This is a genomic window from Paenibacillus sp. FSL P4-0113 (assembly GCF_038009305.1).
GTDB lineage: Bacteria > Bacillota > Bacilli > Paenibacillales > Paenibacillaceae > Paenibacillus > Paenibacillus polymyxa_D.
Genome location: NZ_JBBPAZ010000001.1, coordinates 3,617,501 through 3,640,824, shown reverse-complemented (window position 1 = coordinate 3,640,824; position 23,324 = coordinate 3,617,501). Strand labels below are relative to the sequence as shown.

Here is a 23,324-nt window from a genome sequence, read left to right as displayed (position 1 = left end):
ATGAAAAAGCCGCTTCGGCAGCCCGGATGGCTCCAAGTTGCCTTAAAACTGACTGTTAACTCACTAAAGAATATATCTCATTCCAGACAAAAAGAAAAGAGAGCCACAGTTAGTGGCTCTCTTTTTCTTTTGTTCCCCAATCCTGCTTTAGGCGAATTAAGCGCCTTCTTCAATAGCAACTTCTTCATCCACAGCCGCACGTTCGTACTCAGTCAATACAGCAGCTTGGATCTTCTCACGGGTTCCTGAAGATATCGGGTGAGCGATATCGCGAAACTCTCCGTCTGGAGTTCGTTTGCTTGGCATAGCTACGAACATCCCGTTATTACCGTCGATAACTCGGATGTCATGAACAACGAACTCGTTATCAATCGTAATGGATGCAATCGCCTTCATTCTTCCTTCTGAGTTCACTCGGCGGAGTCTAACATCCGTAATCTGCATGTGTGTTTCACCACCTTTTTCCAAATAGGACTTGGTGTATACATTCCACACAGCAGTTCGAAATCCTTCTTTTTTTCGGCAATTCGTATCCTAAATTCAGGTAATTTTTTTGAAAAGATTTCTTTTCGACATATTTAGGTATTTTATGATGGATTGTGACAATTTACAGCCCTGTTCACTCATCAAAATAATTGCCCAGCTTGACCGTAATTTGCTTGCTTCGAGAATCGACTGCGGTCAGATTCGCCAGTGAAATATAATCGTGCAGCAGGCGCTCTTCGTTCTCCACCTCGCCCGATTCTACCAGCACACCTACACCGGCCACCTCAGCATTAAACTCAGCCAGCAAGTCGACCATCCCCTGAATCGTGCCACCGGCCTTCATAAAATCATCTACGATAAGCACACGCGATTTCTCACGCATCGCACGTCTGGATAAAGACATCGTATGCAGGCTCTTTTGTGATCCTGAAACATAATTAATACTTACAGCCGAGCCTTCTGTTACCTGATGATCACGCCGTACGAGAACGACTGGCAAATTCAGCTGTGCTCCGGTTGCATAGGCAAGTGGAATACCCTTGGTCTCCACCGTCATAACCACATCAATCTGACGATTGGCAAAGGCGGTCGCGAATATTTTACCAGCTTCGTTCATCATCGCAGGTTGGCCCAGCAAATCGGACAAATACAGGTATCCTCCCGGTAATATGCGGTCAGGCTGCTCCAGTTGCGCACACAGGTCGTTCGCAAACGCAAGCGCATGCTGCTTGGAAAGCCTCGGGATCAGTTTCACGCCCCCTGCCGCTCCCGCCAGCGTCAGAAGCTCGCCAGTACCTTCATCCTCAAATACTTCCTTGATGATGGCCAGATCCTCGCTTATGGACGACTTAGCTGCCCCGTAGCGATCCGCAAAATGAGTAAGAGGCACCAGCGTATGCGGCCGTGACAATAAAAATTGCGTCATTTCCACCAATCGTGAGCTTCTTTTAAGTTTTTTCACAACAATTCCTCGCGATCTATTCTCCTGCCGCCCGCTTCGTACAGTAAAGCACCGGCGGACTGGCCGGTTGCTGGCGGAATGTAAGTGATATAGTGAAATCCGAATATTTAATAGTAAATATATCATCTTCGTACGTATTTGTACAACAATTGCCACTATAATAAGAAAGAAATATCTAAAATCAGGTCAAAAGTCGTACTGCGTACACATCTTTACAAAACCCTCTTAGTCCATTGTAAATCCGTGGCACTTTGGCTTCCTTCGATACTAGTCCGAACACCGTAGGTCCACTACCTGACATCAGCACACCGTCTGCTCCTAAGCGGATCATGGAGTTTTTAAGATGCTCTACCTCTGGATACAGCTTTAGTGTTACATTCTCCAGTACATTCCCCAGTGCGTTGCATACATCGGTAAAAGAAGCGTTACGGATCGCATGCTCCATCTGGCGTGCAGACGGGTGGTGCGTAATCTGATCCGCTTTGACACGACCGTACACTTCAGCCGTCGATACATTAATCGGCGGCTTCGCAAGGATCACCCAGCATTGTGGCGGATTCGGAAGTGGCTTGAGCAGTTCTCCGCGTCCACTCGCTAAAGCTGTACCCCCTGTAATACAGAAAGGTACATCTGAGCCCAGCTCCGCACCCAGCACCCTTAATTCGGCATCCGAGATACCAAGCTTCCATAGCTTGTTCAGTCCACGCAGCGCTGCGGCAGCATCACTACTTCCACCCGCCAACCCTGCTGCCACCGGGATATGCTTATCCAGATGGATGTGGACGCCCGTAGACACGTTATAACGTTCTTTGATCAGACGCGCAGCCTGAAAAGCCAAATTCTTTTCATCCAATGGTATGTACCCGGCTTGACTTGAAATAATAATGGTATCACGCGGTAACTCAGACATCGTCAATCGGTCAGACAGATCGACCATGGTCATAATCATTTCGACCTCGTGATAACCATCGTCCCGTTTACGTAGAACATCAAGCATTAAATTGATTTTCGCCGGTGCTTTTTCATATATTTTCAAGGCGTTCACCCACCTTCAACTTTTCCCTCAAGACAGCTTAACATATTATATCAGACTCAGCGTGTCAAGTCATGAGGTTCAAAAAAGCGGAGATGACCCGGTCTAATCCCGGATATCCCCGCTTTTCATCAGCACCACCGATGGCTACGATTTGCGAGAAGCAGCCTGCTCAGCAAGCTGGATGGCCCGCTTGACCATATTGCCCGCATCCTTGGCTTTAATGCCTCCCCAGCCTTCTTCCTTGACCGTGTCGTAAAATCCAAGATCTTTGGCCAGCTCGTACTTTAGCTCCTCCGACATGACACTCCGTCTTCTTCGGCTCATACATACGCCTCCTTCGGCAATGGAATAAGGAAGATCATTCCCGGCTTAGTATGTGCAGAGATGTCATGCTTCATCCTGCTCTGTATATACAAAACGGCCCCGTCATTTGAAATGACGAAGCCGTCGTTAAACCTGCAAAGCTGGTATAAATCACGAAATGAATTAAGGTGTTTCAAAATATTCGACTACACTTGTATGGGAGTCGGGATCATATACGCTGACTTCCACCGACTCGGTAAGGATGTCAGCATAGCTGTAGGAGACACGTTTAAACGTCTGTTGCTCCTGATCCAGCTTGACGATAAAAACAGAAGGGTACGTTTCTTCCAAGACACCAGTTCGTTCGACGGTCTTACGGCGTCCGCCGTTAGCCCGCAGCAAAATTTTTTGCCCTACATGTGCGTCGAGACTGCGTTTGATTTCCAACAGCGTATTTTTAGCCATTGCCTAACGACCACCTCTTTCCTTGTCCATTATAACGAATTTTAGAGGGATTGTCAAATCGAGCTAAATATTATAACAACACGAAAAATAAGTTGTCAATTTAATTTTTTGCGAACAGGAATAATTTATATAAAAAATGACAAAAAGCCTCTGAAAGCAGAGGCTTTTTGTTCAAGTCAATCCTATTGGCACATTTGAATCCTAGATTGCAGAAGGCGTTACTTTAAGCGTTGACAAATTTTCAAGCTTCGGCAGGCCGATGCGATAGCTTCCTCTGGTTTCAATTCCACCCACTCCGCGACTGCCGCTGATTGTCTGGTGAAACAGGTCCCCCATATTCACCGTATCACGGATCGAAGTAAAAGCCGCCTTGGCAGCCACGTAAACGGGGTCCAGCGCGTGAATCAGGATACGCCCTGGTGAGCTGGCGAAGTTCGCTCCCGCACGCAGCAGCGCCTCAAAATGGGACTGGCACGCCCCCGCTACAATGGTCAGCGAATCCAGATGACGTTCATATTGTCTTGCTACCTGAATTGCCGCCACAAAATTTTGCGAATTTTTATAACTTTTCAAGCTGTACAAATCGTAAGGCTGTGGCTGCTTTAGCACGCCATCATGTCCGGTAATCACTACAATATCCGGACGGATACGGGGAAGCAGCCGGTACAACGTATCCGCCATTGCCGATTCATGAACGTGATGTCCCTCTGCAGGAACACGGAGCTGTTCATATAAACTGAGACATTTTTTCAAATAGCCGGGATCTCCATCCAGATGAAGAACCTTTCCCGGCATTTCAAAATACGTTGACTCGACTGGATCACTCCAGTCCCCAACCAGAGCTGCCTGACTACGAGCAGCTTGCTGCTGGCGTGCCCGTTGCAACAGATTAAGAGACTCACCAGCCTTAATGTGAGCCTGCTGAGTCTTACCGCTAATCTGGTCTGCAGGCACTCTGACCAGATCGTTCACCGGGGAATCGGCCAGCAACCGAAATTCTATTCCCTTAATGATCGCTTTATCCCGCTGGATGTCCTCAACGCGAAACGTGACATCTCCGCCGTACGATTTCCGAACGACCAAGTCTCCTAAACTCATCACACTGTATCACCCCTCGTATATCGTATGGGTGAATGCACAGTTTGGTTCCAGCTTAGGATATACCTGCTTCCACCAGAACAGCACTGAGACGCGCAAATTCCTCAATACTTAGCGTTTCTCCTCGACGGGAGGGTTCAATACCAGCTTGTTGCAACAGCGGCTCCAGCGTGTCCCTGTTCTCTTTGGTGAAGAATCGGCTTTTTAAGTTATTGGAAATCGTTTTACGACGCTGGGCAAAAGCAGCATGAACCACTTCAAAGAAGTGCTTCTCATCCACCACTTCCACCGGAGGGGCTTCCCGTACACGCAACCGAATGACTGCAGACTCCACATTTGGCTGGGGAATAAATACTGTATTCGGTACAATACAGACCAATTCAGGTTCGCTGTAATATTGTACTGCAATGCTCAGGCTACCGTAATCCTTCGTTCCAGGAGACGCAGCCATACGCTCAGCCACTTCTTTTTGGATCATAACGACGATATTCTCCAAAGGAAGCTTGTCCTCCAGTAGCCTCATCAGAATCGGTGTAGTAACGTAATACGGCAGATTAGCCACGACACTTACTTTACTCACGTCTGCAAAATCAGCTGCAAACACCTCGCGTAAATCCAGCTTCAGCACGTCTCCATGACGTACCTTCACATGCTCATAAGGGGCCAACACTTCTTCGAGAATTGGCAGTAGCCGCTGGTCAATCTCAACAGCGGTAACTACCTTGGCCGATTGCGCCAGCTTCTCGGTCAAAGCGCCAATCCCAGGACCAATCTCAAGTGCGCCCTTCGTCTCATCCAATCCGGCAGCATTCACAATCTTATTGAGAATATTTTGATCAATCAGGAAATTTTGTCCCAAACTCTTTTTGAACGAAAAACCGTGCCGTTGAATAATTTCCTTTGTACGCCGCGGTGTTGCTATATCTTGAATTCCTGTCATACGGATATCACAATCCTTCACTTTCAATTTGTGCCAGCGCTCCGGCAAATTCCTCGCGGCTGATCTGAAATACAGAGAGCCGTTTATGTAGCTGCTTTCCGTTACAATAACCAATACCCAGCACATTCCCTAAGGCCATACGGCGTGCAGCAGCATTGGGGTGGGTGATAAGTCCAGCATCAATCAGGTCCGCCCACTCAATCAGCGGGTCGGCGCCTTCTACTGTCGTATGAACCCGTGCGAGAGCGTGTCTGATCGCTTCCGGTGAGGCATTCTCCACACCAATATCTCCTTTGCGCGTCGCTTCTGCCTCGGGTATAAAGGCCTGCTTGCAGCCGGGTACCTTGGAAGCGATAATCTTACGGATGCGCTCCCCTGCATGATCGGGATCGGTTAAAATGATGACCCCCCGCCGCTCCTGCGCCAATGCAATTTTACGCAGCGTCATTTTATTAATGGCTGAGCCGCCAGTTTCTATCGTATCCGCTTCAACAGCGCGGCGAATGGCCACCGTATCATCCCGGCCCTCTACCACGATCACTTCCTTGATCATTTGCATTTCCCTCCACTGCTACACAGCAAGCTATATTTATCTTTCCCTGCTTTTGAAAACAAAATAAGAAGAGGATATCCTCTTCTTAGCATGGCATAACTATGTTGTTAATACTATCGCATTGCCCTCAACATACACAACCTGTTTTAGTTGATTTCAGGCTTTACCGGTCCGATAACATATACGGTTTTACCGTGCTTACGACCAAATTGGTTGGCTCGGCTCAAACTCTCATAATACACATCGATTTTGTGGCCTTTAATCGCGCCACCGGTATCCTCCGCACGGCGGAAGCCCACCCCTTCGATATACACCCACCAGCCGATTGGAATTATACTCGGATCGACAGCGATGGTACGACCTTCCGTCACGCGCGTGCCGGATGCAGTACGTGTACCGATACCTGGCTCCTGTGAGGAATACGCCGTCATGGAGACATTTTGTAAAACTTTGCTATATTTAAAATTGACGCCTGCTTTACGGACAGCACTGCCCGAACTAACCGTTGTTGTCTTAACCGCATCATTGGGACCGACGGAAGCAGCAAGAACGACCGGCTTTTTCTTCGTTCCTACCGCAATAACCTTATCCACACGGTTCTGTGCAACTTCCTTGTTAACCAGCTGTTTGGATACCAACTTTCCATCATGATATACCTTTTGAACGTGCTGGACTACCACACCCGATTTGCCGCTTTGAATGACCCGATTATCGCCTTTATAAAGACTTGGATCGGCCGTTTTGATGACCTGATAAGGCACCTGTTTTTTCTGTTCGACCTGCTGTTTCTTCACACGGACGATTTTTATGTCCATGTTAGACGAAACAGAGGCATCCAACGCAGGATAAACTTTATCCGTTGACGATAATTTATAGCCCGAGGTACGAATGGCACCTTCTACTGTATTTTCTGTTGTGTACAGCTTTTTCGTCTCATTGCCTGAAGATACTTTAACTTGATTGGCACGTTTAATGACTACGCGGTCCCCATCCTGTACTGCTCCATTTAGCGGCATAGAAATTGTATCATGCGGCTGAAGTGAAATGGAATGCTCGCTCAGCAAATCTTGAAGCTTGGATTCCCGGGTTTCTACCGCAGATGCCTTGCCATCAATGACAAAAAAGACTTGTTTTTTAGATTGCGTGTACATCAGAATTGAAATCATAATCGTTAGCGCGATTAGAAAAATAGCAACCAAAGCAGCCTGGCGCACATTCTCTTGCTTCCAACGCAATACGTAAGACATGCTGGATGAGCGTGACTCATGGGTCTCCTCTTTTTGGAAAATGCCCATTTCCTCCGTCCTCCTTACATAGCCCGCCGTCTGGAGTAAGACATAGTTGAGATTTGACGTGACTATAACAGATTTTCTACAAGACAAGCCCAAACTGCGACTGTCCTGCACCATGTACCCGTCTTCGCGGCATGCTGTCCTCCCCTGTTTAACCACAGTATGATGACAGATTTTCTTTTATTCACAACAAAAAAAGCCAAAGAAAGAGACTAGAGAGCTCTTTCGTGGCTTCCGGCATGTGTGAATATGCGGGAAAACTCATGCACGAGATGGCTTCTCTCTTGTTACGCTTACGGGGTTAGCTGTCGGGTTCGGACGTAGAGAGTCGCCCTAGCTTGGGTCAACCGCTCATGGCGGTCGCCTTCACATTCACCCCGAAGACCCAGAAAGAAATCGAAATACGGCTCCTCTACCTGTTCAATCCCATCTGGGAAAAGAATTTAGGTCGAGCCGGCTGGCGGAAGAGACGTTCCCTTCTTGCACATAAGCCGGACGTACTGTAAGCCATATCGGTTCCCCCGTTCCCTGTAAAAGGGACTCAGCGAGACTGGTTCATGAAATGACTTGTTGATGTTTACATTCAAACAACAATTCACTGAAAAGATGATATCCTGTTTCCATGCATGTTGTAAAGCAGGTTTCAAGTACATTTTTCAAAATATTCGGTTAAAATATTGTAATATTCTCGAGTTTCCTGCAACAAATTCATGATTAGCTTCGTCTATCTCTTTATTTTGATCGATTTCTTCGCTTTTTTATTGAATGTCAAATCGTTCCAAGGCATTTTGGGTCGTTATTGACACTAATTCCTCCACTGTAATCCCCTTGATTTGGGCTGCAGCCTCTGCTACCAGTCTCACATGCGCAGACTCATTTCGCTTCCCGCGAAACGGATGCGGCGTCAGGTAGGGCGCGTCCGTTTCAATGAGCAGACGGTCCAGTGGCACCTGTGCGAGCACCTCTTTTGGCTGCTTGGCATTTTTAAACGTTATTGGACCACCGAAGGAAAGGTGAAATCCCATATCCAGCACCATTTGGGCTGTCTCCCAGCTCCCAGAAAAGGAGTGCATGACTCCGCCAATCTCACTCGCTTTTTCCTCACGCAAAATCCTAACAATATCTTCATGGGCATCCCGGTTATGAATAACAATGGGCATTTTGAGCTCACGAGCCAGACCAATTTGATTTCGAAACACCCGATGCTGAATATCCTTCGGTGATGTATCCCAATAATAATCCAGACCGATCTCTCCGATGGCTACGACCTTCTTATGACTACATAACGATGCAATCCATTCTAAATCGCCCTCTTGCATTGTAATCGCATCCTGTGGGTGCCATCCAACTGCCGCATAAATAAAATCATACGTCTCGGCCAATTTCATGGTGGATGGAATGGTCTCACGATTAAATCCGATATTGATCATCCGCGTTACTCCTGATTCGACAGCACGTGCTATAACTTCTTCACGATCTTCGTCAAATTGTGGCGCATCCAAGTGAGTATGAGTGTCGAATAAATCCAAGGTTTACATCTCCTTTTTTTACTTACATTTCTATATAGTTGTCTATTCTTTGACAAAATAATTCCTTATTTCGGCAGGAAGCCTGTCTTTTACCGCGTTCAATTTATTCTGGGGAAAATACATATGATATTTTCCTCGGTGGATACCACTTATGGAGCGCACAATTTCCGAAACTTCGGAAATTTCACTCACCTCGCCCTGACGTCCAAGCAGTAAAATCTGGTTGTCCGTCGAGCCACCCTGCCGAAACACATCATAAGGAAGATCCGTCGGAAAATCAATTTCAAAATCATATTCAGGGTGCAAACCAGCCTCTTCCAAAGCTTTCCGAATACTGTCAATGGTATCTGTATCCATATTTTCAATCTCTACATATTTATACAATCTACGGTCCATAAAGCGGCTGCTCAAATCACTTAAAATTTCGTCTTTTTCTCGTTTCCACTGGCTAAATACGGTCTGAATTAATGACTCATCGAGCATTAGATATTGCTCTACTGTAAGCTCTCCTTTCAACAGATCCGGCAGCGGGTCCAGCAGAAAACTAAACTCATATCCGTTTTTAAACAATTCCTTTGCTCGCTTGAAAATTTTACGTAAAAGGATCTCCGAGCTGCGTGTTACAGGATGAAAATAAATTTGCCAATACATCTGATAGCGTGACATTAAATAATCCTCTACTGCATGCATGCCTGATTCCTTCACAACAATTCTCCCATTATGAGGACGCAACAGTCGTAAAATACGATCCAAATCAATCGTGCCGTAGTTGACACCTGTCGAATGAGCATCCCGCAACAAATAATCCATACGATCGGCATCTAGCGGACTGGTCACCAAGTTAACAACAATCGGCTTATCATACGTTTTGGCTATAACTGCAGCCACCTTTTGTGGAAGCTTCTCGTCGACTTGCCGTAGCACGGCGTTGATCTTCGTGTCTCCCAGTACAATGCGGCATGTCCAATCCTCATGGTTCATATGAAAGGCTTCCTCAATTGAATGTGAAAATGGGCCATGCCCCACATCATGCAATAGAGCTGCACACAGAGCAACCAACCTTTCCTCTTTCGGCCAATCTGGGAAATCTCCACGTTCAAATTGAGAAATAATACTTCTCGTAATCTCATATACGCCCAATGAATGTGAAAAACGGCTATGCTCCGCTCCATGAAACGTAAGATACGATGTGCCTAACTGCCGTATGCGGCGTAAACGTTGGAACTCCGGCGTGTTGATCAACCGCCATATCACAGTATCCTGAACATGAATGTAATTATGTACCGGGTCTTTAAATACTTTTTCTTCACTGAGTGGCTGGTGCAAGATATCAGCTCCTTTAATATTCGGAATAATGGATTAAAATACAATAAAATCCTAAAGCATTTCCCTCATTCGACATTCTTTGTCGTAATATGTCGAATTATAGTTTTTCGACATTTCCAAATCGACAAATTGAATAAATCATCAATAAGATAAGGCAATGCACATGAGTAAAGCTCTTTAATCTAAATACTTTTGCATAATCAGACTGTTACTACATTTTTTAGGTTGACTGTTTTGGGAATCGTTGGTATAGTAAATATCAGAAAAGAGAAAATTTTGTCGAATCATGACACTTATATTATTTTAAACGGCGAGAGGAGCCTGATTTATTATGATGAAATCCACTGGTATTGTAAGAAAAGTCGACGAGCTCGGACGTGTTGTTATTCCAATCGAATTGCGCCGTACCCTGGGAATCGGGGAAAAAGACGCGTTGGAAATTTATGTTGATGGCGAACGCATCATGCTTAAAAAATACGAGCCTGCTTGTATCTTCTGCGGTAATGCTGAGAACGTAATTTACTTCAAAGGGAAAATTGTTTGCCAAGATTGCATTTCTGAAATCCCAACACCTGTGACAAACTGAGAATTTTAGTATATAATAGACTTATCAGATATTGTTAATTCTAACCTTTTTCATATACACTCCTTGTTGCCTTCCACGGTTTGAACCCAACCGTTGGAAGGCCCTTTTTTGTTTAGGCAGATATTCATAAGAGTGCGTTGTAAACATCTCTCTTGGAGATTGCACGATCTGTGGCTGTACGCTTCATTGCGTCCTTGCGTGTAAGTCCCTCTTGCTCGTAATGTGCGACGTGGGACTCCAAAGATAAGGACTGCCACCATGCCTGACGTTCCTGTTCTTCTTCCTCTTCGTCTTTTCCTTCAACCACTAGACAATACTCACCAATCGGTGGATTTTCCTCTAGTTTAGCAAGGCATTGCTCCACGGTTCCTCGTACCCATTCCTCATGCAGCTTGGTCAGCTCACGCGCAAGCACCACTTTGCGTGAACCTAATGTTTCCTTCAACACCATCAATGTCTTCACAATACGATGAGGCGATTCATAAAAAATAATTGTGCCGTGAGATACCTGAAACGATAGCAACAGCTTCTCCAGGTCCTTTTTCTCCCGTGGTGGAAAACCAGCGAAGGTGAACCTTTCTGTATCCAGTCCTGAGGCAATTAAAGCAGATAGTGCCGCATTCGCTCCTGGGATGGGGATGACGCTAATTCCCGCTTCCAGTGCCAGCTTGACCAGATCCGAACCAGGGTCAGAAATGGCCGGTAGACCTGCATCGCTAACCAGCGCCAAGTTTTTCCCTTCTATTATGTAACGTATCAGTTCAGGCCCACTGGCAACCTTATTATGTTCATGATAACTAAAGAGCATATCCGGTGTGATTTCGAAATGAGTGAGCAGTTTACGTGTCTGCCGCGTATCTTCGGCAGCGATAATACTACACGACTTTAAGGTGTTAATTGCCCTAAAGGTCATATCTTCCAGATTCCCAATGGGTGTTGCAACAAGATACAACTTTCCCCGTTCTTCTTCGCTGTTACTAAAGCTTTTTTGTACAGCTGCTTTCACACAGAATCCCCCTTGCTTACTTCTCCATAGATATCTCTTATCTCCTGAGTATAATTCCCACTTTCCTGATATACAATGAGCGGAGGCAACAAACGAACCTCGGGTTTACCGTCACGTAATGCTTCAACCAGTACCATATTGGCTTCCATATGAACTCGTGGGTGAACAAAACGTATTCTTTTGGGTTCCAAACTATGTTTACGCATCAAGGTTATAATCTCGCCCAGCCGCTGCGGGCGATGAACCATGGATACTTTTCCCCCATTACGGACAAGCCGGGTGGATGCCTGAATGACTTCTTCCAGTGTGCAGTTCACTTCATGACGGGCAATTGCCTGGTGAGGATTCAGCTTGATATCGCTACCATTTAGCGGCATATAGGGGGGATTCACGGTAATCGCATCATAAACACCATGTCCCGTGATGTGAACCAGCTCACGCAGGTCCCCTTCCCGAATCTGAATTGCTGCTTCTAATCCATTCAAGCTGACACTGCGTCTAGCCATATCTGCCAAGCGTGGTTGAATCTCAATTCCTTCAATAGACGCTTTTGTTCGTGTCGTTAGCAGCAGGGGGACAACCCCATTGCCTGTACACAGATCCAGAATCTTTCCACGCTGCGGAATACCAGCAAAACGTGCCAGCAAGACCGCATCCATCGAGAAGCTGAATACTTCATCACTCTGGATAATGCGCAAATTATGTGAAAGCAGATCATCAATTCGTTCAGACTTCTTTTCTTTTTCCTCCATAGTGCTCTCCCATCTTTTATAACCAAAGTCGCTTTTCACTCATACTTCCCTACAAAAAAAGCCGTAGGCATCTTGCTCCTACGGCTTGTTTTTATTTATTCAAAAATGACAGACAGAAGAGGCAATCGCCTTCCGTTCGCAAATGTCCGTAATACACGTTGCATATATGAAATCCTTCATGATACAGCCTTGCTAGATTGTCGTAGCCTTCGCCCACGACCTCACCCGTTTGCCCTTCATCCTTAATGACGATCGGAGGAGGAAGCTTCGGCTTGTTTGCCGTCTTTTCTTCTCCAGAGGTTTCACGTTTGAGCATCTTGCGCACCTGTTCGTTTTCAATCGTTAGTCGTTGATTTTCCTCCAGCAGCTCTTTAACTGCCAGTTTCAATTCACCCAGATCGCTATGCAACTGTCCCATTTGGGTTTCCATTTCGTGAATACGCGCAAAAACATTTAATTTATCCAAGTTTCCACCCCGAAGCAACCTAATGGTTTACTTGACGACTACATCGTCCATTGGAAGTTCCTTGACCTTACTGATCTCAAACAGTTGAACATGCACCGTGCGATGACCTGCATTCACACCTACGACTTTACCTTCCCCCAAAGAGGTGATAACCATCTTACCCACCTGAGGTAGCTCTTCTCGCATACTTTCGTAGTTATCATGTTCAAACTTGAGACAGCACATCAATCTCCCGCACAACCCGGAAATCTTCGTCGGATTCAGCGACAAACTCTGATCCTTCGCCATCTTAATAGATACCGGCTCAAAATCCCCCAGCCATGAGGAGCAACACAGAATACGTCCACAAGGTCCAATTCCGCCAAGCATTTTAGCCTCATCCCGTACGCCGATCTGCCGCAGCTCGATCCGTGTACGAAAAATACTGGCCAAGTCCTTTACAAGCTCTCGAAAATCTACTCGACCCTCTGCCGTAAAATAAAAAATGATCTTATTGCGGTCAAATGTAAATTCTACATCTACCAATTTCATTTTAAGGCCATGGTCTTTAATTTTATTTAAACACGTGCCGAATGCATCCTTGGCCGCTAATTTATTCTCTTCTACCACAAGAGCGTCATCATCCCCAGCAATACGAATGACTTTTTTTAAGGGCAGGACAACATCCGAATCATTTACCTCTTTTTTGCCCACTACAACCTTGCCATATTCAATACCGCGCGCGGTCTCTACAATGACACAGTTTTCTTTCTCCACTGGAAGATCCAGCGGATCAAAATAATAAGTCTTGCCCGCCTTCTTGAAACGGACACCCACTACACTATACAAAAATTAACCCCCTTGTATGCCACTAAACCTCATTTGAAGCCGACATTGTACGAATGGCCGCAATTGAAGTCTCACTGTCGCACAAACCGGGAACCTGGCGTCGCGGATTGTGCAGAGTGGAACAAGCGCGCCTTCCTGTTAGCCGGTGATAGAACCGCTTGTATCGGACAACCCAATCAGAAGCTGCTCCACGCATAACTGCCCGTTGACGTGAAAACGGAGCTTCTTCCTGCAATTCGCGGCCAAATCCATATAAGAGACCCATTGTTCCGTGCTGCGGGTGATTGCCAATTTGGAGACGGACTCCAAATGATCTATGAAAACAATGCTTTCGTGCCTTCCGTAACGGAAATGAAGCATATCCTTAAACCACAAATGAAACAGATGAAACAGAATATCCAGGTGTTCAGAAAGTCCAGTTTTAAAAATCTTCTGTTGAGCCAGAATAATAGACGAGCTCCCCCGACTCATGGACTCCTTCACTAATTGTAACACTACGTTTCTAATTTCTGCAAACCAATTCTGCTGGAGAATTTCTCTACATGATTCCAGTCCTGAAGCAATATGAACGACCGACCGGACAAGCCCTGCCGTATAGCCTTCCCCAATTAATGCCTGCATCATCACCTCCGGCTGTAAAGCGTGGAAAGGAACCTGCTGCGTCCGTGATTGAATCGTAGGCAGCAACGCCTGTCCATTTTCAGAAATGAGTATACCGACCACTGGAATTTGGGGCTCCTCCAGAAATTTAAGTAAGCTATTAGCAGCTTGCACTGTCATGGTATCCGCCTGTCGGATGATATATACCTTCGGATTGGAGCTTTCAGATTTGTAAGAAAATATACGTTGAAGCCCGCGAATCTGATCAATTTTAATCGTAGCTCCATCCGGCTCTACAATATGCAAATCTGGATGATTCCCGTGCTCTACCTTGCGGCATGACAAACACTCCCCACATGCATCGTCCGTCTGTCGCTCACAAAATAAAGCCTTAGCAAAGATCTGCGCCATGTTCATCTGCCCGCTTCCCGGCGGCCCGCTAAAAACATAGGCATGGTTGACCGTATGATTCCGTAGTGCACTTTGCAGCATTTTTTTGGCTACATCCTGGCCCATTATATGTTGAAAAGACATATTTCCTCACTTTCTCCACTGAAAACAACTGTGATCCATCGGCAAATCGTTGTTCTTCCAGGCATGTACATAGTCAAAAATAATCTGCCAGCATGATCAGCAAGCAGATTATTTCTTCGTGGCAATAGCCCGTCTGTATTCATTTATAACATAAGTCTGCATTAAAATGAGAGATTAATTAGCAATCCTCTGATCTCACCGACCCCTTGCAAAAGCTCAATCTTGCCTTGCTCGGTTTCGAGCAGTTCATCTGCCATTTTGAGCAACAGCTCATCCACTTCATCAATCAGCTTATAACGTTTGCTGCGTCCCCGGCGATCCCAGCCCTTCGTGTCCTTCATGGACACGCCTCGCCGAACGGTATCTTCCAAAAACCGTTTAACCAGCATCTTATAGGCCTTCAGCTCACGAATCGTCATTGAACGTGCAAGACGATCTCCCTGCATTTGTATTTCCTTAAAGCGCCGATTCAATTCCTCCTGCGAAGCTTGCTCACCATTTTGCTGCATAACGTCGGAGAAGCTCTTGGGCTGAATTGGCTTTGCACTCATTTCATTTGTAGACAATGTACTTTGTAAAGGGCGATAGCCCGGATTTATTTTCATATAAACCTGCTTTCTCCCCGGATGCTTCCACTTTCCCCCTTCATGAACAGTTCAACCTAGAACTCAGGGTTTCTTCGGCTTTCCGGGGACTGCGCTGTAGCGCTGCCGTTTTAGTAGATCTGCCCTCATTCCCATCATGCAGGAAGATACAGGCGATTCCCCTATCATATCGGCAGAATAGGCCCTATTGTGTAGATTCAGAAATGCTCGAAACGGTCTACAGGCATCACGAATACCGTCGCTCCACCCACCTGCACTTCAACAGGCAACGGTAAATAGGAGTCCGTCGTCCCGCTCATAGGGGTAACGGGTGTGACCAGCTGTTCACGAACCTTGCAACTGCTGCGAATGACGTTCATTAATGAGTCCACCTGATTGTCATCAACACCGATCATAAATGTCGTATTACCTGCACGCAGAAATCCTCCTGTGCTCGCCAATTTGGTAGCACGGAAATTAGCTTTCACCAGTCCGCTGGATAATCTATTACTGTCCTTATCCTGTACAATCGCAATAATCAGCTTCATCCTGTATTCCTCCTTCAAGTCATATTAGAGACAACCTTGTCCCTAGCTCAATTTTACCGTATATCCTTCGACAATTATATGCTAAAATTCTGAGCAAACCGTGTTTTCAGCAAATCCTTCAATACTTGCTCCACCTGCTCTGGCGCCGGAGATGCATCAACAATTGTAATTCGCTCCGGAAATTTGCGAGCCAACTCCAAATATGCCTCTCGCACCTTATGGTGAAACGATATACTCTCCATGTCGAGGCGGTCCATTTCTGCTCCTCGTGACGCACTAATTCTTGCCAATCCCAGTTCGGGCTCAATATCCAGATAAAATGTGACATCCGGCTCCCAATCATCTACCGCAAAGCGATTAATTGAAGCTACCTCTTCAATTCCGATTCCTCTTGCAAATCCTTGATAGACTAAGCTACTATCCACAAAACGATCACATAATACGATAGCTCCCTGTTCAATAGCCGGCTTTACCTTCTCCACCAAATGCTGACGCCGTGCCGCCGCGTATAAAAGTGCCTCTGTTCGAGCATCCATACTGGTATGAGCAGGGTCCAAAATGATAGAACGAATCTTTTCGGAAATTTCGATGCCACCCGGCTCCCTTGTCGTGATGACTGGATAGCCTTCTTCCTCCATAAACTTCGCCAGCCGTTGAATCATAGTTGTTTTACCGGAGCCGTCTCCCCCCTCCAGTGTAATAAAAATGCCTTTGCGATTCATGTTATTCCCTGCTTTCCTGTCTGAAAAATAAAAGTCACCCACAGGCTACGTATGCTTCTTTTATTCAGTCTTCTGTATTTGTTAAGTCTCTAGTATCTAATCTTTATTGTAAACGGAATACCCGAATTGTAAGCATACTTTCATCTGCTACCCCGTGCCATTTGGCTCCCAGCTTACGTAGACGACCCATCCGCAGTGCAATCGCTTCTGTGATCGTTTCTCCTGCATATAGCAGTGGAATACCTGGAGGATACGGGATAATCATTTCGGCCGCTACCCTGCCAGCGCATTCCTCTACAGGCACCGTCTCCATCTGATCGGGGCTAATCGGTCGAAGCCCAAACGGCACCGGAAAAGAGTACCCCTTCATTCTATCATTGTTCCACGTGGAAAAATCTAATTCGAGTCTTTGCTGCTCTTTTTCCGTTGGCCCCGGCTCACCAGCCGTCTCCTTAAATCTTATATCATTATTTATATGCACAAGAGCCTGCAACAGGTGACTCGCATCCTTAGCCGTAGAGCCTAACGTAAACAATAAAACAACATGTTTTTCGTCGCTCATCTCTGGAACACATCCGTAAGTCTCCAATTCGTGCTTGAGTTCAAATCCATCCAGTATACCCCATGTATCATACAGCACCAATTTAAAGGGATCCTGGGTTGAATATCTGCTTATTCCCTCCTCAGCCCTTTCTAGGACCTCAGAGGTTCCCCTGTGAGCGTATTCCCCCTCTAGTGCCTGCTGTGTAGATTCTAACAAGCGAAAGCGCGGGAGCTGCTCCAGGCCCTTTCTAAAAGCATCTACTGCCGCTAAGCCCATGGTAAAAGCATCTGCTCCATACGCCTCTATATACCATCTTGCCAAATCCAATGAAGCCATTAACGGATAAGAAGGGCTAGAGCTTTGCACCATCGCCAGTCGCTGACGAAGTAGTTCCCGATGAATTCTCTTTCCCTGCACATGTAACATGGCCCCCATGGTCATGGCTGGGAGCATTTTATGTGTCGATTGGACGACTACATCAGCCCCGCAGGATAGCGCAGAGGCTGGCAAACGAGGATGCAGCCCATAATGGGCACCGTGGGCCTCATCTACCAATAGCGGCACATGGGCTGCATGACAGACCTTAGCCGTTGCCGTTAGGTCATGTCCCATCCCATAGTAATTAGGTAGTGTAAGTAACACCCCTTTTGCCGAAGGATATGTCTTCAGTGCAGCCTTTATTGTATCCGTCGTTGGGGCAACCGCCAATCCGCTCAGTGTATCTATTTCCGGATCCAGGAATACCGCATTAGCCCCTGACAGCATGAGACCGTTCAGGACAGATTTGTGTACATTTCTCTGTACCAGCAGTAGATCTCCCGGCTCCGTACATACAGTTAAAATCATAGCCAAATTACCGACCGTGCTTCCTCCAATTAGCCAAAAGCTCTCTTCAGCACCAAAACACTTTGCAGCCAGCTCTTGCCCTTCACGAATCACATCTTCTGGGTGATGCAAATCATCCAGTCCAGTAATTTCTGTCGCATCAATAGACATCACTTCTTGCAACAGAGATGCAATATTTTCATGCTCATATACTTGTCCATTTTTATGACCGGGCACATGGAAAGAAGCATTGCCCTGAGTCCGGTAACGTATTAGGGCTTCCATTAATGGTGCGTGTACCGCCTTTTTCCCCATCATTCTGCAATCCTTCCAAACAAAGCTTTATATCTACCTTATTTTATCGTAAAATCAAGCGGAATCCTACTTTTACTCACAGAAAAAAAGGCCCGTATCGACAGACCTTGAATGCCAATCCTTCAAAGACTAATTAGCAAAGGATATTATGCATTTTTCTGTACCCAGATTTGCTTTAGTTGATCAATAAAAAAATGATATTTGGCATCAGTTGCATCCGTGTGTACCATTTCAGCTTCACACGTATCACAGATAAACTCGGAAACGATAAAAATGCCTTCATGCTTGTGCTGTCCGCATATAATACAGCGGTGGCCGCCTTGATCATGCATATCCATCCCACCTTGTTTCTTTTACTATTAGTATGGGGCACTTTCTACTATTTTAAACCTTTTCATAGCTCAGTTTGACGATATACTCTATATATATTCCTCCTGGGTCATTATGGTGTTTGTACCCCGTATGTTTAAAAAACAGCCGTCTATGCCGATATAATAAGAAAAGCTCTTATGTATGGATACCCTTTCATCGGAGCCTTGAACACTTCATCAGTGATAGCTTTTCCAGTAATTATAGAGTAGGCTAGCTAACACTGGATGTCGATCATTCTGTATTTCTACAAAAACGATTAAATGCTTATTTAAAGCGGCATGAGCGAAGTACCGTCCCTTTTTCCGGCTGTGGACGGGAAGCCACTTGTGATGCAGTAGATTAATGAAAGGACTGTTCGCATGACAGAGGAAACCGGAACCAAAGCTACCTACTATCACTACAAGCTCATTAAAAAAATCAGTATACCGCGTCAACTAGTATGGAGTCATATTTCACTGCCTATTATTATGCTTCTCTTTCTGCTTCTTGCCTTTTCCTGGACTAGCGTGTTTTTGTTTGCTCTTGCCTTTTTCCTTACCTTATGGGTACACTTCGTAATCTCACGATCTGTCCTATACATCGGTGGCGGAGCATCCTTCCGCAAACGCTGGGCATTCCACCGTAAGTTACCCTGGCTAGGCTATATGACAGACCAGTACATAGGCTATAGCATCTTTCGTCGTGTGCACATACATACCCTCTGGATCGGTATCTGCTTATCAGGCGTATTCATTCTCTGGTCTCCACCAGCCTTTACGGTATCTTTACTCTTCTGGCATCTATGGCTTATTGCACCGCGTCTATACATCCTCAGTCGGCTTACGGGCGAGAGAAAAGACGGCATGTTGAAGTTTACCGATGAAGATGCCTCATATTATCAACAGTAAATCTAACCACTCATATCCGTACAGATAAAAAATTCGGATCTGAACTACCTACAACGATCTAGACTGAAGCAAAAAGGAGCAACCTCAATCGGTTACTCCTTTTTTTGCGACTTAACAACCATAATCGCTTTATTCTCTTATCAAGTAAACTTTCCCTCAACTTTATCCTCGTTAAATGTAGAAAGATTATTCAACATGCAAATATATAAAAGGAAGCTACTCCCTACTCAACGGCAGTTCTGAGTGCTTCCCCACATCCAATCTCATCATTCATCATTATACACAGCATACGATACGCTATGAGTTTACTATAAATATGATCTACATTAAGTCCTATGCTGCTTACCGGTTGAAAACCGTACTCCTAATTAAGATCCACGCTTTTGCTCTTCACAACAGCCTTTCTGTCTTTTGGAACCAATACAGTAAAAGAACCATCATGCACAGACAAATGCACCATGTGTTTATTTTTCTGAAACACCTTCTGATTGGAGGTCGATAGATTCGGTTCCTCAGTCCAGCCCCAAGCTGCAATCTCCTCTAGATAAGGAGCAGGTAGACTATCACTTTCCTTCAACGCTGGCAGTGCATAGCGAACATAGTCCATGTCCGAATTACTGCTGGCCCGATCGGTTTTACTAGCTTCTTTGGGAACCGGAAACGTCTTCTCGTTAGCAGCACCCTCAAACGATGTCCAAGAAGGCTCCTCTTCCACGCACCCGGTAAGAATCGCGACAGCGACACTGAATAGCACCAATAGAGCAAGCCATTTATTTCGCCGCATGATCTTCCCTCCTTACCAGCCTGATTGATTATACAAAAATCCTATGATGGAGTTTGCATAATTCTGCAACAATGCAGCGTGTGTGTATGGGATTCAATACCTATATTATACAGGGTTTACTCTTACATTCCGTAACAAAAATGTTACCTTCCTTTTGCAAGGATATTTCCAAAATATACGTATATGCAGAAGAGGACCATGATCTCATTGAGATCATGGTCCTCTTTACCTGTTGCTTGGCGACGTCCTACTCTCCCAGGACCCTGCGGTCCAAGTACCATCGGCGCCGGAGGGCTTAACGGTCGTGTTCGGGATGGGTACGTGTGGAACCCCTCCGCTATCGCCACCAAACATGAATTTACATCGTAAATTCTTTTTCAGGAATCAGCATCGCCAAATGCTGTGTGTTCGCTTGTTCCATATAAGCCACTTGTGCTTATACAATACAAAACTTACACCCTGAAAACTGGATCCGAAACTCATTGCGTTTTATCTTAGGATAAGCCCTCGACCGATTAGTATTGGTCAGCTCCATGCATTACTGCACTTCCACCCCCAACCTATCTACCTCGTCGTCTTCAAGGGGTCTTACATACTGGGAAATCTCATCTTGAGGGGGGCTTCACGCTTAGATGCTTTCAGCGCTTATCCCTTCCGTACATAGCTACCCAGCGGTGCTCCTGGCGGAACAACTGGTACACCAGCGGTACGTCCATCCCGGTCCTCTCGTACTAAGGACAGCTCCTCTCAAATTTCCTACGCCCACGACAGATAGGGACCGAACTGTCTCACGACGTTCTGAACCCAGCTCGCGTACCGCTTTAATGGGCGAACAGCCCAACCCTTGGGACCTACTTCAGCCCCAGGATGCGATGAGCCGACATCGAGGTGCCAAACCTCCCCGTCGATGTGGACTCTTGGGGGAGATAAGCCTGTTATCCCCAGGGTAGCTTTTATCCGTTGAGCGATGGCCCTTCCATGCGGTACCACCGGATCACTAAGCCCGACTTTCGTCCCTGCTCGACTTGTAGGTCTCGCAGTCAAGCTCCCTTCTGCCTTTGCACTCTTCGAATGATTTCCAACCATTCTGAGGGAACCTTGGGGCGCCTCCGTTACTCTTTAGGAGGCGACCGCCCCAGTCAAACTGCCCACCTGACACTGTCCTCGCACCGGTTTACGGTACCAAGTTAGAACCTAGATACGATCAGGGTGGTATCCCAAGGATGCCTCCCTTCAAGCTGGCGCTCAAAGTTCGACGGCTCCCACCTATCCTGTACAGATCGTACCCAAATTCAATATCAAGCTGCAGTAAAGCTCCATGGGGTCTTTCCGTCTTGTCGCGGGTAACCTGCATCTTCACAGGTATTAAAATTTCACCGGATCTCTCGTTGAGACAGCGCCCAAGTCGTTACGCCATTCGTGCGGGTCAGAATTTACCTGACAAGGAATTTCGCTACCTTAGGACCGTTATAGTTACGGCCGCCGTTTACTGGGGCTTCGGTTCATAGCTTCGCTCTTGCGAGCTTACCACTCCCCTTAACCTTCCAGCACCGGGCAGGCGTCAGCCCGTATACTTCGCCTTGCGGCTTCGCACAGACCTGTGTTTTTGCTAAACAGTCGCTTGGGCCTTTTCACTGCGGCCCCCTCGGGCTATTCACCCTACCGAGGCACCCCTTCTCCCGAAGTTACGGGGTCATTTTGCCGAGTTCCTTAACGAGAGTTCTTCCGCGCGCCTTAGAATTCTCTTCTCGCCTACCTGTGTCGGTTTGCGGTACGGGCACCTTCTCCTGGCTAGAGGCTTTTCTTGGCAGTCTGAGATCATGACCTTCGCTACTATAATTTTCGCTCCCCATCACAGCCCAGCCTTAACGATGTGCGGATTTGCCTACACATCAGCCTCACTGCTTAGACGGACATCCATCAGTCCGCGTCACTACCCTACTGCGTCACCCCATCGCTCATAACGGATTACGGTGGTACAGGAATTTCGACCTGTTGTCCTTCGACTACGCCTATCGGCCTCGCCTTAGGTCCCGACTTACCCTGAGCGGACGAACCTTCCTCAGGAACCCTTAGGCTTTCGGCGGATCTGATTCTCACAGATCTTTTCGTTACTCATACCGGCATTCTCACTTGAATGCAGTCCAGCGCTCCTTACGGTACACCTTCAACCCGCATTCAACGCTCCCCTACCCCTGATGCAAGCATCAAGCCATAGCTTCGGTGGTGTGTTTAGCCCCGTTACATTTTCGGCGCAGAGTCACTCGACCAGTGAGCTATTACGCACTCTTTCAATGGTGGCTGCTTCTAAGCCAACATCCTGGTTGTCTGTGCAACTCCACATCCTTTCCCACTTAACACACACTTGGGGACCTTAGCTGATGGTCTGGGCTGTTTCCCTTTCGACAATGGATCTTAGCACTCACTGTCTGACTCCCGGAACTAAATCTATGGCATTCGGAGTTTGACTGAGCTTGGTAACCCTTGCGGGCCCCGCACCCAATCAGTGCTCTACCTCCACGATTCTTCTTTCCGAGGCTAGCCCTAAAGCTATTTCGGGGAGAACCAGCTATCTCCGGGTTCGATTGGAATTTCTCCGCTACCCCCACCTCATCCCCGCATTTTTCAACATGCGTGGGTTCGGGCCTCCAGTGCGTGTTACCGCACCTTCACCCTGGACAGGGGTAGATCACCCGGTTTCGGGTCTACGTCCACGTACTCAAGTCGCCCTATTCAGACTCGCTTTCGCTGCGGCTTCAGCTCTTCACCTTAACCTTGCACGGGAACGTAACTCGCCGGTTCATTCTACAAAAGGCACGCCATCACCCATAGATCGGGCTCTGACTTCTTGTAAGCACACGGTTTCAGGATCTATTTCACTCCCCTTCCGGGGTGCTTTTCACCTTTCCCTCACGGTACTGCTTCACTATCGGTCGCCAGGGAGTATTTAGCCTTGGCAGATGGTCCTGCCGGATTCATACG

General features: G+C 46.6%; 24 protein-coding genes, 2 rRNA genes and 1 riboswitch (1 of these 27 cut by a window edge). Of the genes, 2 read left to right on the top strand and 24 right to left on the bottom strand.

The window, feature by feature from the left end:
* Nucleotides 1–156: 156 nt before the first annotated feature.
* From spoVG to MKX46_RS15620, 11 genes are all read right to left on the bottom strand, one after another.
* The gene (gene spoVG / locus MKX46_RS15670; protein WP_007428016.1) at nt 157–444 is read right to left on the bottom strand and encodes a septation regulator SpoVG; all 288 of its coding nucleotides are present in this window, start codon (nt 442–444) and stop codon (nt 157–159) included.
* A 175-nt stretch (nt 445–619) separates the two neighbouring features.
* A complete protein-coding gene (gene purR / locus MKX46_RS15665) occupies nt 620–1,447 on the bottom strand; it encodes a pur operon repressor (RefSeq protein ID WP_029519376.1) in 828 nt (275 codons plus the stop codon).
* A 181-nt stretch (nt 1,448–1,628) separates the two neighbouring features.
* Nucleotides 1,629–2,483, bottom strand: a complete 855-nt coding sequence (ispE, locus tag MKX46_RS15660) for a 4-(cytidine 5'-diphospho)-2-C-methyl-D-erythritol kinase (protein WP_341071450.1) — start codon at nt 2,481–2,483, stop codon at nt 1,629–1,631.
* A 144-nt stretch (nt 2,484–2,627) separates the two neighbouring features.
* Nucleotides 2,628–2,807 (bottom strand): small, acid-soluble spore protein, alpha/beta type, encoded by a 180-nt coding sequence (locus MKX46_RS15655; RefSeq protein ID WP_007428013.1) that lies wholly within the window; start codon nt 2,805–2,807, stop codon nt 2,628–2,630.
* A 162-nt stretch (nt 2,808–2,969) separates the two neighbouring features.
* Entirely contained in the window at nt 2,970–3,251 is a 282-nt protein-coding gene (gene veg, locus MKX46_RS15650) for a biofilm formation stimulator Veg (protein ID WP_013308120.1), read from the bottom strand.
* A gap of 201 nt (nt 3,252–3,452) precedes the next feature.
* The gene (gene yabG / locus MKX46_RS15645) at nt 3,453–4,349 is read right to left on the bottom strand and encodes a sporulation peptidase YabG (RefSeq protein ID WP_023986432.1); all 897 of its coding nucleotides are present in this window, start codon (nt 4,347–4,349) and stop codon (nt 3,453–3,455) included.
* Nucleotides 4,350–4,404: 55 nt separating this feature from the next.
* Entirely contained in the window at nt 4,405–5,289 is an 885-nt protein-coding gene (rsmA, locus tag MKX46_RS15640) for a 16S rRNA (adenine(1518)-N(6)/adenine(1519)-N(6))-dimethyltransferase RsmA (RefSeq protein ID WP_209950312.1), read from the bottom strand.
* A 7-nt stretch (nt 5,290–5,296) separates the two neighbouring features.
* On the bottom strand, nt 5,297–5,842 hold the full coding sequence (gene rnmV / locus MKX46_RS15635) for a ribonuclease M5 (RefSeq protein WP_013308117.1): 546 nt from the start codon (nt 5,840–5,842) through the stop codon (nt 5,297–5,299).
* A 146-nt stretch (nt 5,843–5,988) separates the two neighbouring features.
* Nucleotides 5,989–7,137 (bottom strand): 3D domain-containing protein, encoded by a 1,149-nt coding sequence (locus tag MKX46_RS15630; protein ID WP_029519383.1) that lies wholly within the window; start codon nt 7,135–7,137, stop codon nt 5,989–5,991.
* Nucleotides 7,138–7,408: 271 nt separating this feature from the next.
* A riboswitch (cyclic di-AMP (ydaO/yuaA leader) is annotated at nt 7,409–7,691 on the bottom strand.
* Nucleotides 7,692–7,892: 201 nt separating this feature from the next.
* Nucleotides 7,893–8,663 carry a TatD family hydrolase gene (locus MKX46_RS15625; RefSeq protein WP_341071449.1) on the bottom strand — a complete coding sequence of 257 codons (771 nt, stop codon included), beginning with the start codon at nt 8,661–8,663 and terminating at the stop codon, nt 7,893–7,895.
* A gap of 42 nt (nt 8,664–8,705) precedes the next feature.
* A complete protein-coding gene (locus MKX46_RS15620) occupies nt 8,706–9,989 on the bottom strand; it encodes an HD domain-containing protein (RefSeq protein WP_341071448.1) in 1,284 nt (427 codons plus the stop codon).
* A 331-nt stretch (nt 9,990–10,320) separates the two neighbouring features.
* Between MKX46_RS15620 and MKX46_RS15615 the strand changes: the two genes are divergently transcribed.
* A complete protein-coding gene (locus MKX46_RS15615; RefSeq protein ID WP_007428005.1) occupies nt 10,321–10,575 on the top strand; it encodes an AbrB/MazE/SpoVT family DNA-binding domain-containing protein in 255 nt (84 codons plus the stop codon).
* Between the two features lie 124 nt (nt 10,576–10,699).
* On the opposite strand, the gene rsmI is transcribed toward MKX46_RS15615, so the two are convergent.
* The 10 genes from rsmI to MKX46_RS15565 form a co-directional block, all read right to left on the bottom strand.
* A complete protein-coding gene (rsmI, locus tag MKX46_RS15610) occupies nt 10,700–11,581 on the bottom strand; it encodes a 16S rRNA (cytidine(1402)-2'-O)-methyltransferase (protein WP_029519388.1) in 882 nt (293 codons plus the stop codon).
* A complete protein-coding gene (locus tag MKX46_RS15605; RefSeq protein WP_341071447.1) occupies nt 11,578–12,333 on the bottom strand; it encodes a tRNA1(Val) (adenine(37)-N6)-methyltransferase in 756 nt (251 codons plus the stop codon). The genes rsmI and MKX46_RS15605 overlap by 4 nt, the downstream gene beginning before the upstream one ends.
* Before the next feature lie 91 nt (nt 12,334–12,424).
* Nucleotides 12,425–12,799 (bottom strand): DNA replication initiation control protein YabA, encoded by a 375-nt coding sequence (yabA, locus tag MKX46_RS15600; protein WP_025722558.1) that lies wholly within the window; start codon nt 12,797–12,799, stop codon nt 12,425–12,427.
* 27 nt (nt 12,800–12,826) lie between these two features.
* Nucleotides 12,827–13,627 (bottom strand): PSP1 domain-containing protein, encoded by an 801-nt coding sequence (locus MKX46_RS15595; RefSeq protein ID WP_013308110.1) that lies wholly within the window; start codon nt 13,625–13,627, stop codon nt 12,827–12,829.
* Between the two features lie 138 nt (nt 13,628–13,765).
* Entirely contained in the window at nt 13,766–14,761 is a 996-nt protein-coding gene (gene holB / locus MKX46_RS15590; protein WP_023986424.1) for a DNA polymerase III subunit delta', read from the bottom strand.
* 161 nt (nt 14,762–14,922) lie between these two features.
* Complete coding sequence (locus MKX46_RS15585; RefSeq protein ID WP_013308108.1) at nt 14,923–15,366, bottom strand: YaaR family protein; 444 nt, start codon at nt 15,364–15,366, stop codon at nt 14,923–14,925.
* Nucleotides 15,367–15,563: 197 nt separating this feature from the next.
* Nucleotides 15,564–15,893 (bottom strand): cyclic-di-AMP receptor, encoded by a 330-nt coding sequence (locus MKX46_RS15580; RefSeq protein ID WP_007427998.1) that lies wholly within the window; start codon nt 15,891–15,893, stop codon nt 15,564–15,566.
* A gap of 74 nt (nt 15,894–15,967) precedes the next feature.
* Nucleotides 15,968–16,615, bottom strand: coding sequence for a dTMP kinase (gene tmk, locus MKX46_RS15575; protein WP_029519390.1), 648 nt, complete (start codon nt 16,613–16,615; stop codon nt 15,968–15,970).
* Nucleotides 16,616–16,718: 103 nt separating this feature from the next.
* Nucleotides 16,719–18,302, bottom strand: a complete 1,584-nt coding sequence (locus tag MKX46_RS15570; protein ID WP_341071446.1) for an aminotransferase class I/II-fold pyridoxal phosphate-dependent enzyme — start codon at nt 18,300–18,302, stop codon at nt 16,719–16,721.
* A 143-nt stretch (nt 18,303–18,445) separates the two neighbouring features.
* A complete protein-coding gene (locus MKX46_RS15565; RefSeq protein ID WP_023986422.1) occupies nt 18,446–18,631 on the bottom strand; it encodes a sigma factor G inhibitor Gin in 186 nt (61 codons plus the stop codon).
* Nucleotides 18,632–19,030: 399 nt separating this feature from the next.
* Here MKX46_RS15565 and MKX46_RS15560 point away from each other — a divergent pair, with 399 nt between their 5' ends.
* Nucleotides 19,031–19,558 carry a hypothetical protein gene (locus MKX46_RS15560; protein WP_029519392.1) on the top strand — a complete coding sequence of 176 codons (528 nt, stop codon included), beginning with the start codon at nt 19,031–19,033 and terminating at the stop codon, nt 19,556–19,558.
* A gap of 364 nt (nt 19,559–19,922) precedes the next feature.
* Here the strand turns inward: MKX46_RS15560 and MKX46_RS15555 are convergent, their stop codons facing one another.
* The 3 genes from MKX46_RS15555 to MKX46_RS15545 all read right to left on the bottom strand — a co-directional run.
* Nucleotides 19,923–20,342: a hypothetical protein gene (locus MKX46_RS15555; RefSeq protein ID WP_013308104.1), complete on the bottom strand. Its 420-nt coding sequence runs from the start codon at nt 20,340–20,342 to the stop codon at nt 19,923–19,925.
* A 234-nt stretch (nt 20,343–20,576) separates the two neighbouring features.
* A 5S ribosomal RNA gene (rrf, locus tag MKX46_RS15550) occupies nt 20,577–20,693 on the bottom strand.
* Between the two features lie 144 nt (nt 20,694–20,837).
* Nucleotides 20,838–23,324 (bottom strand): 23S ribosomal RNA (locus tag MKX46_RS15545) (it continues 442 nt past the right edge of the window).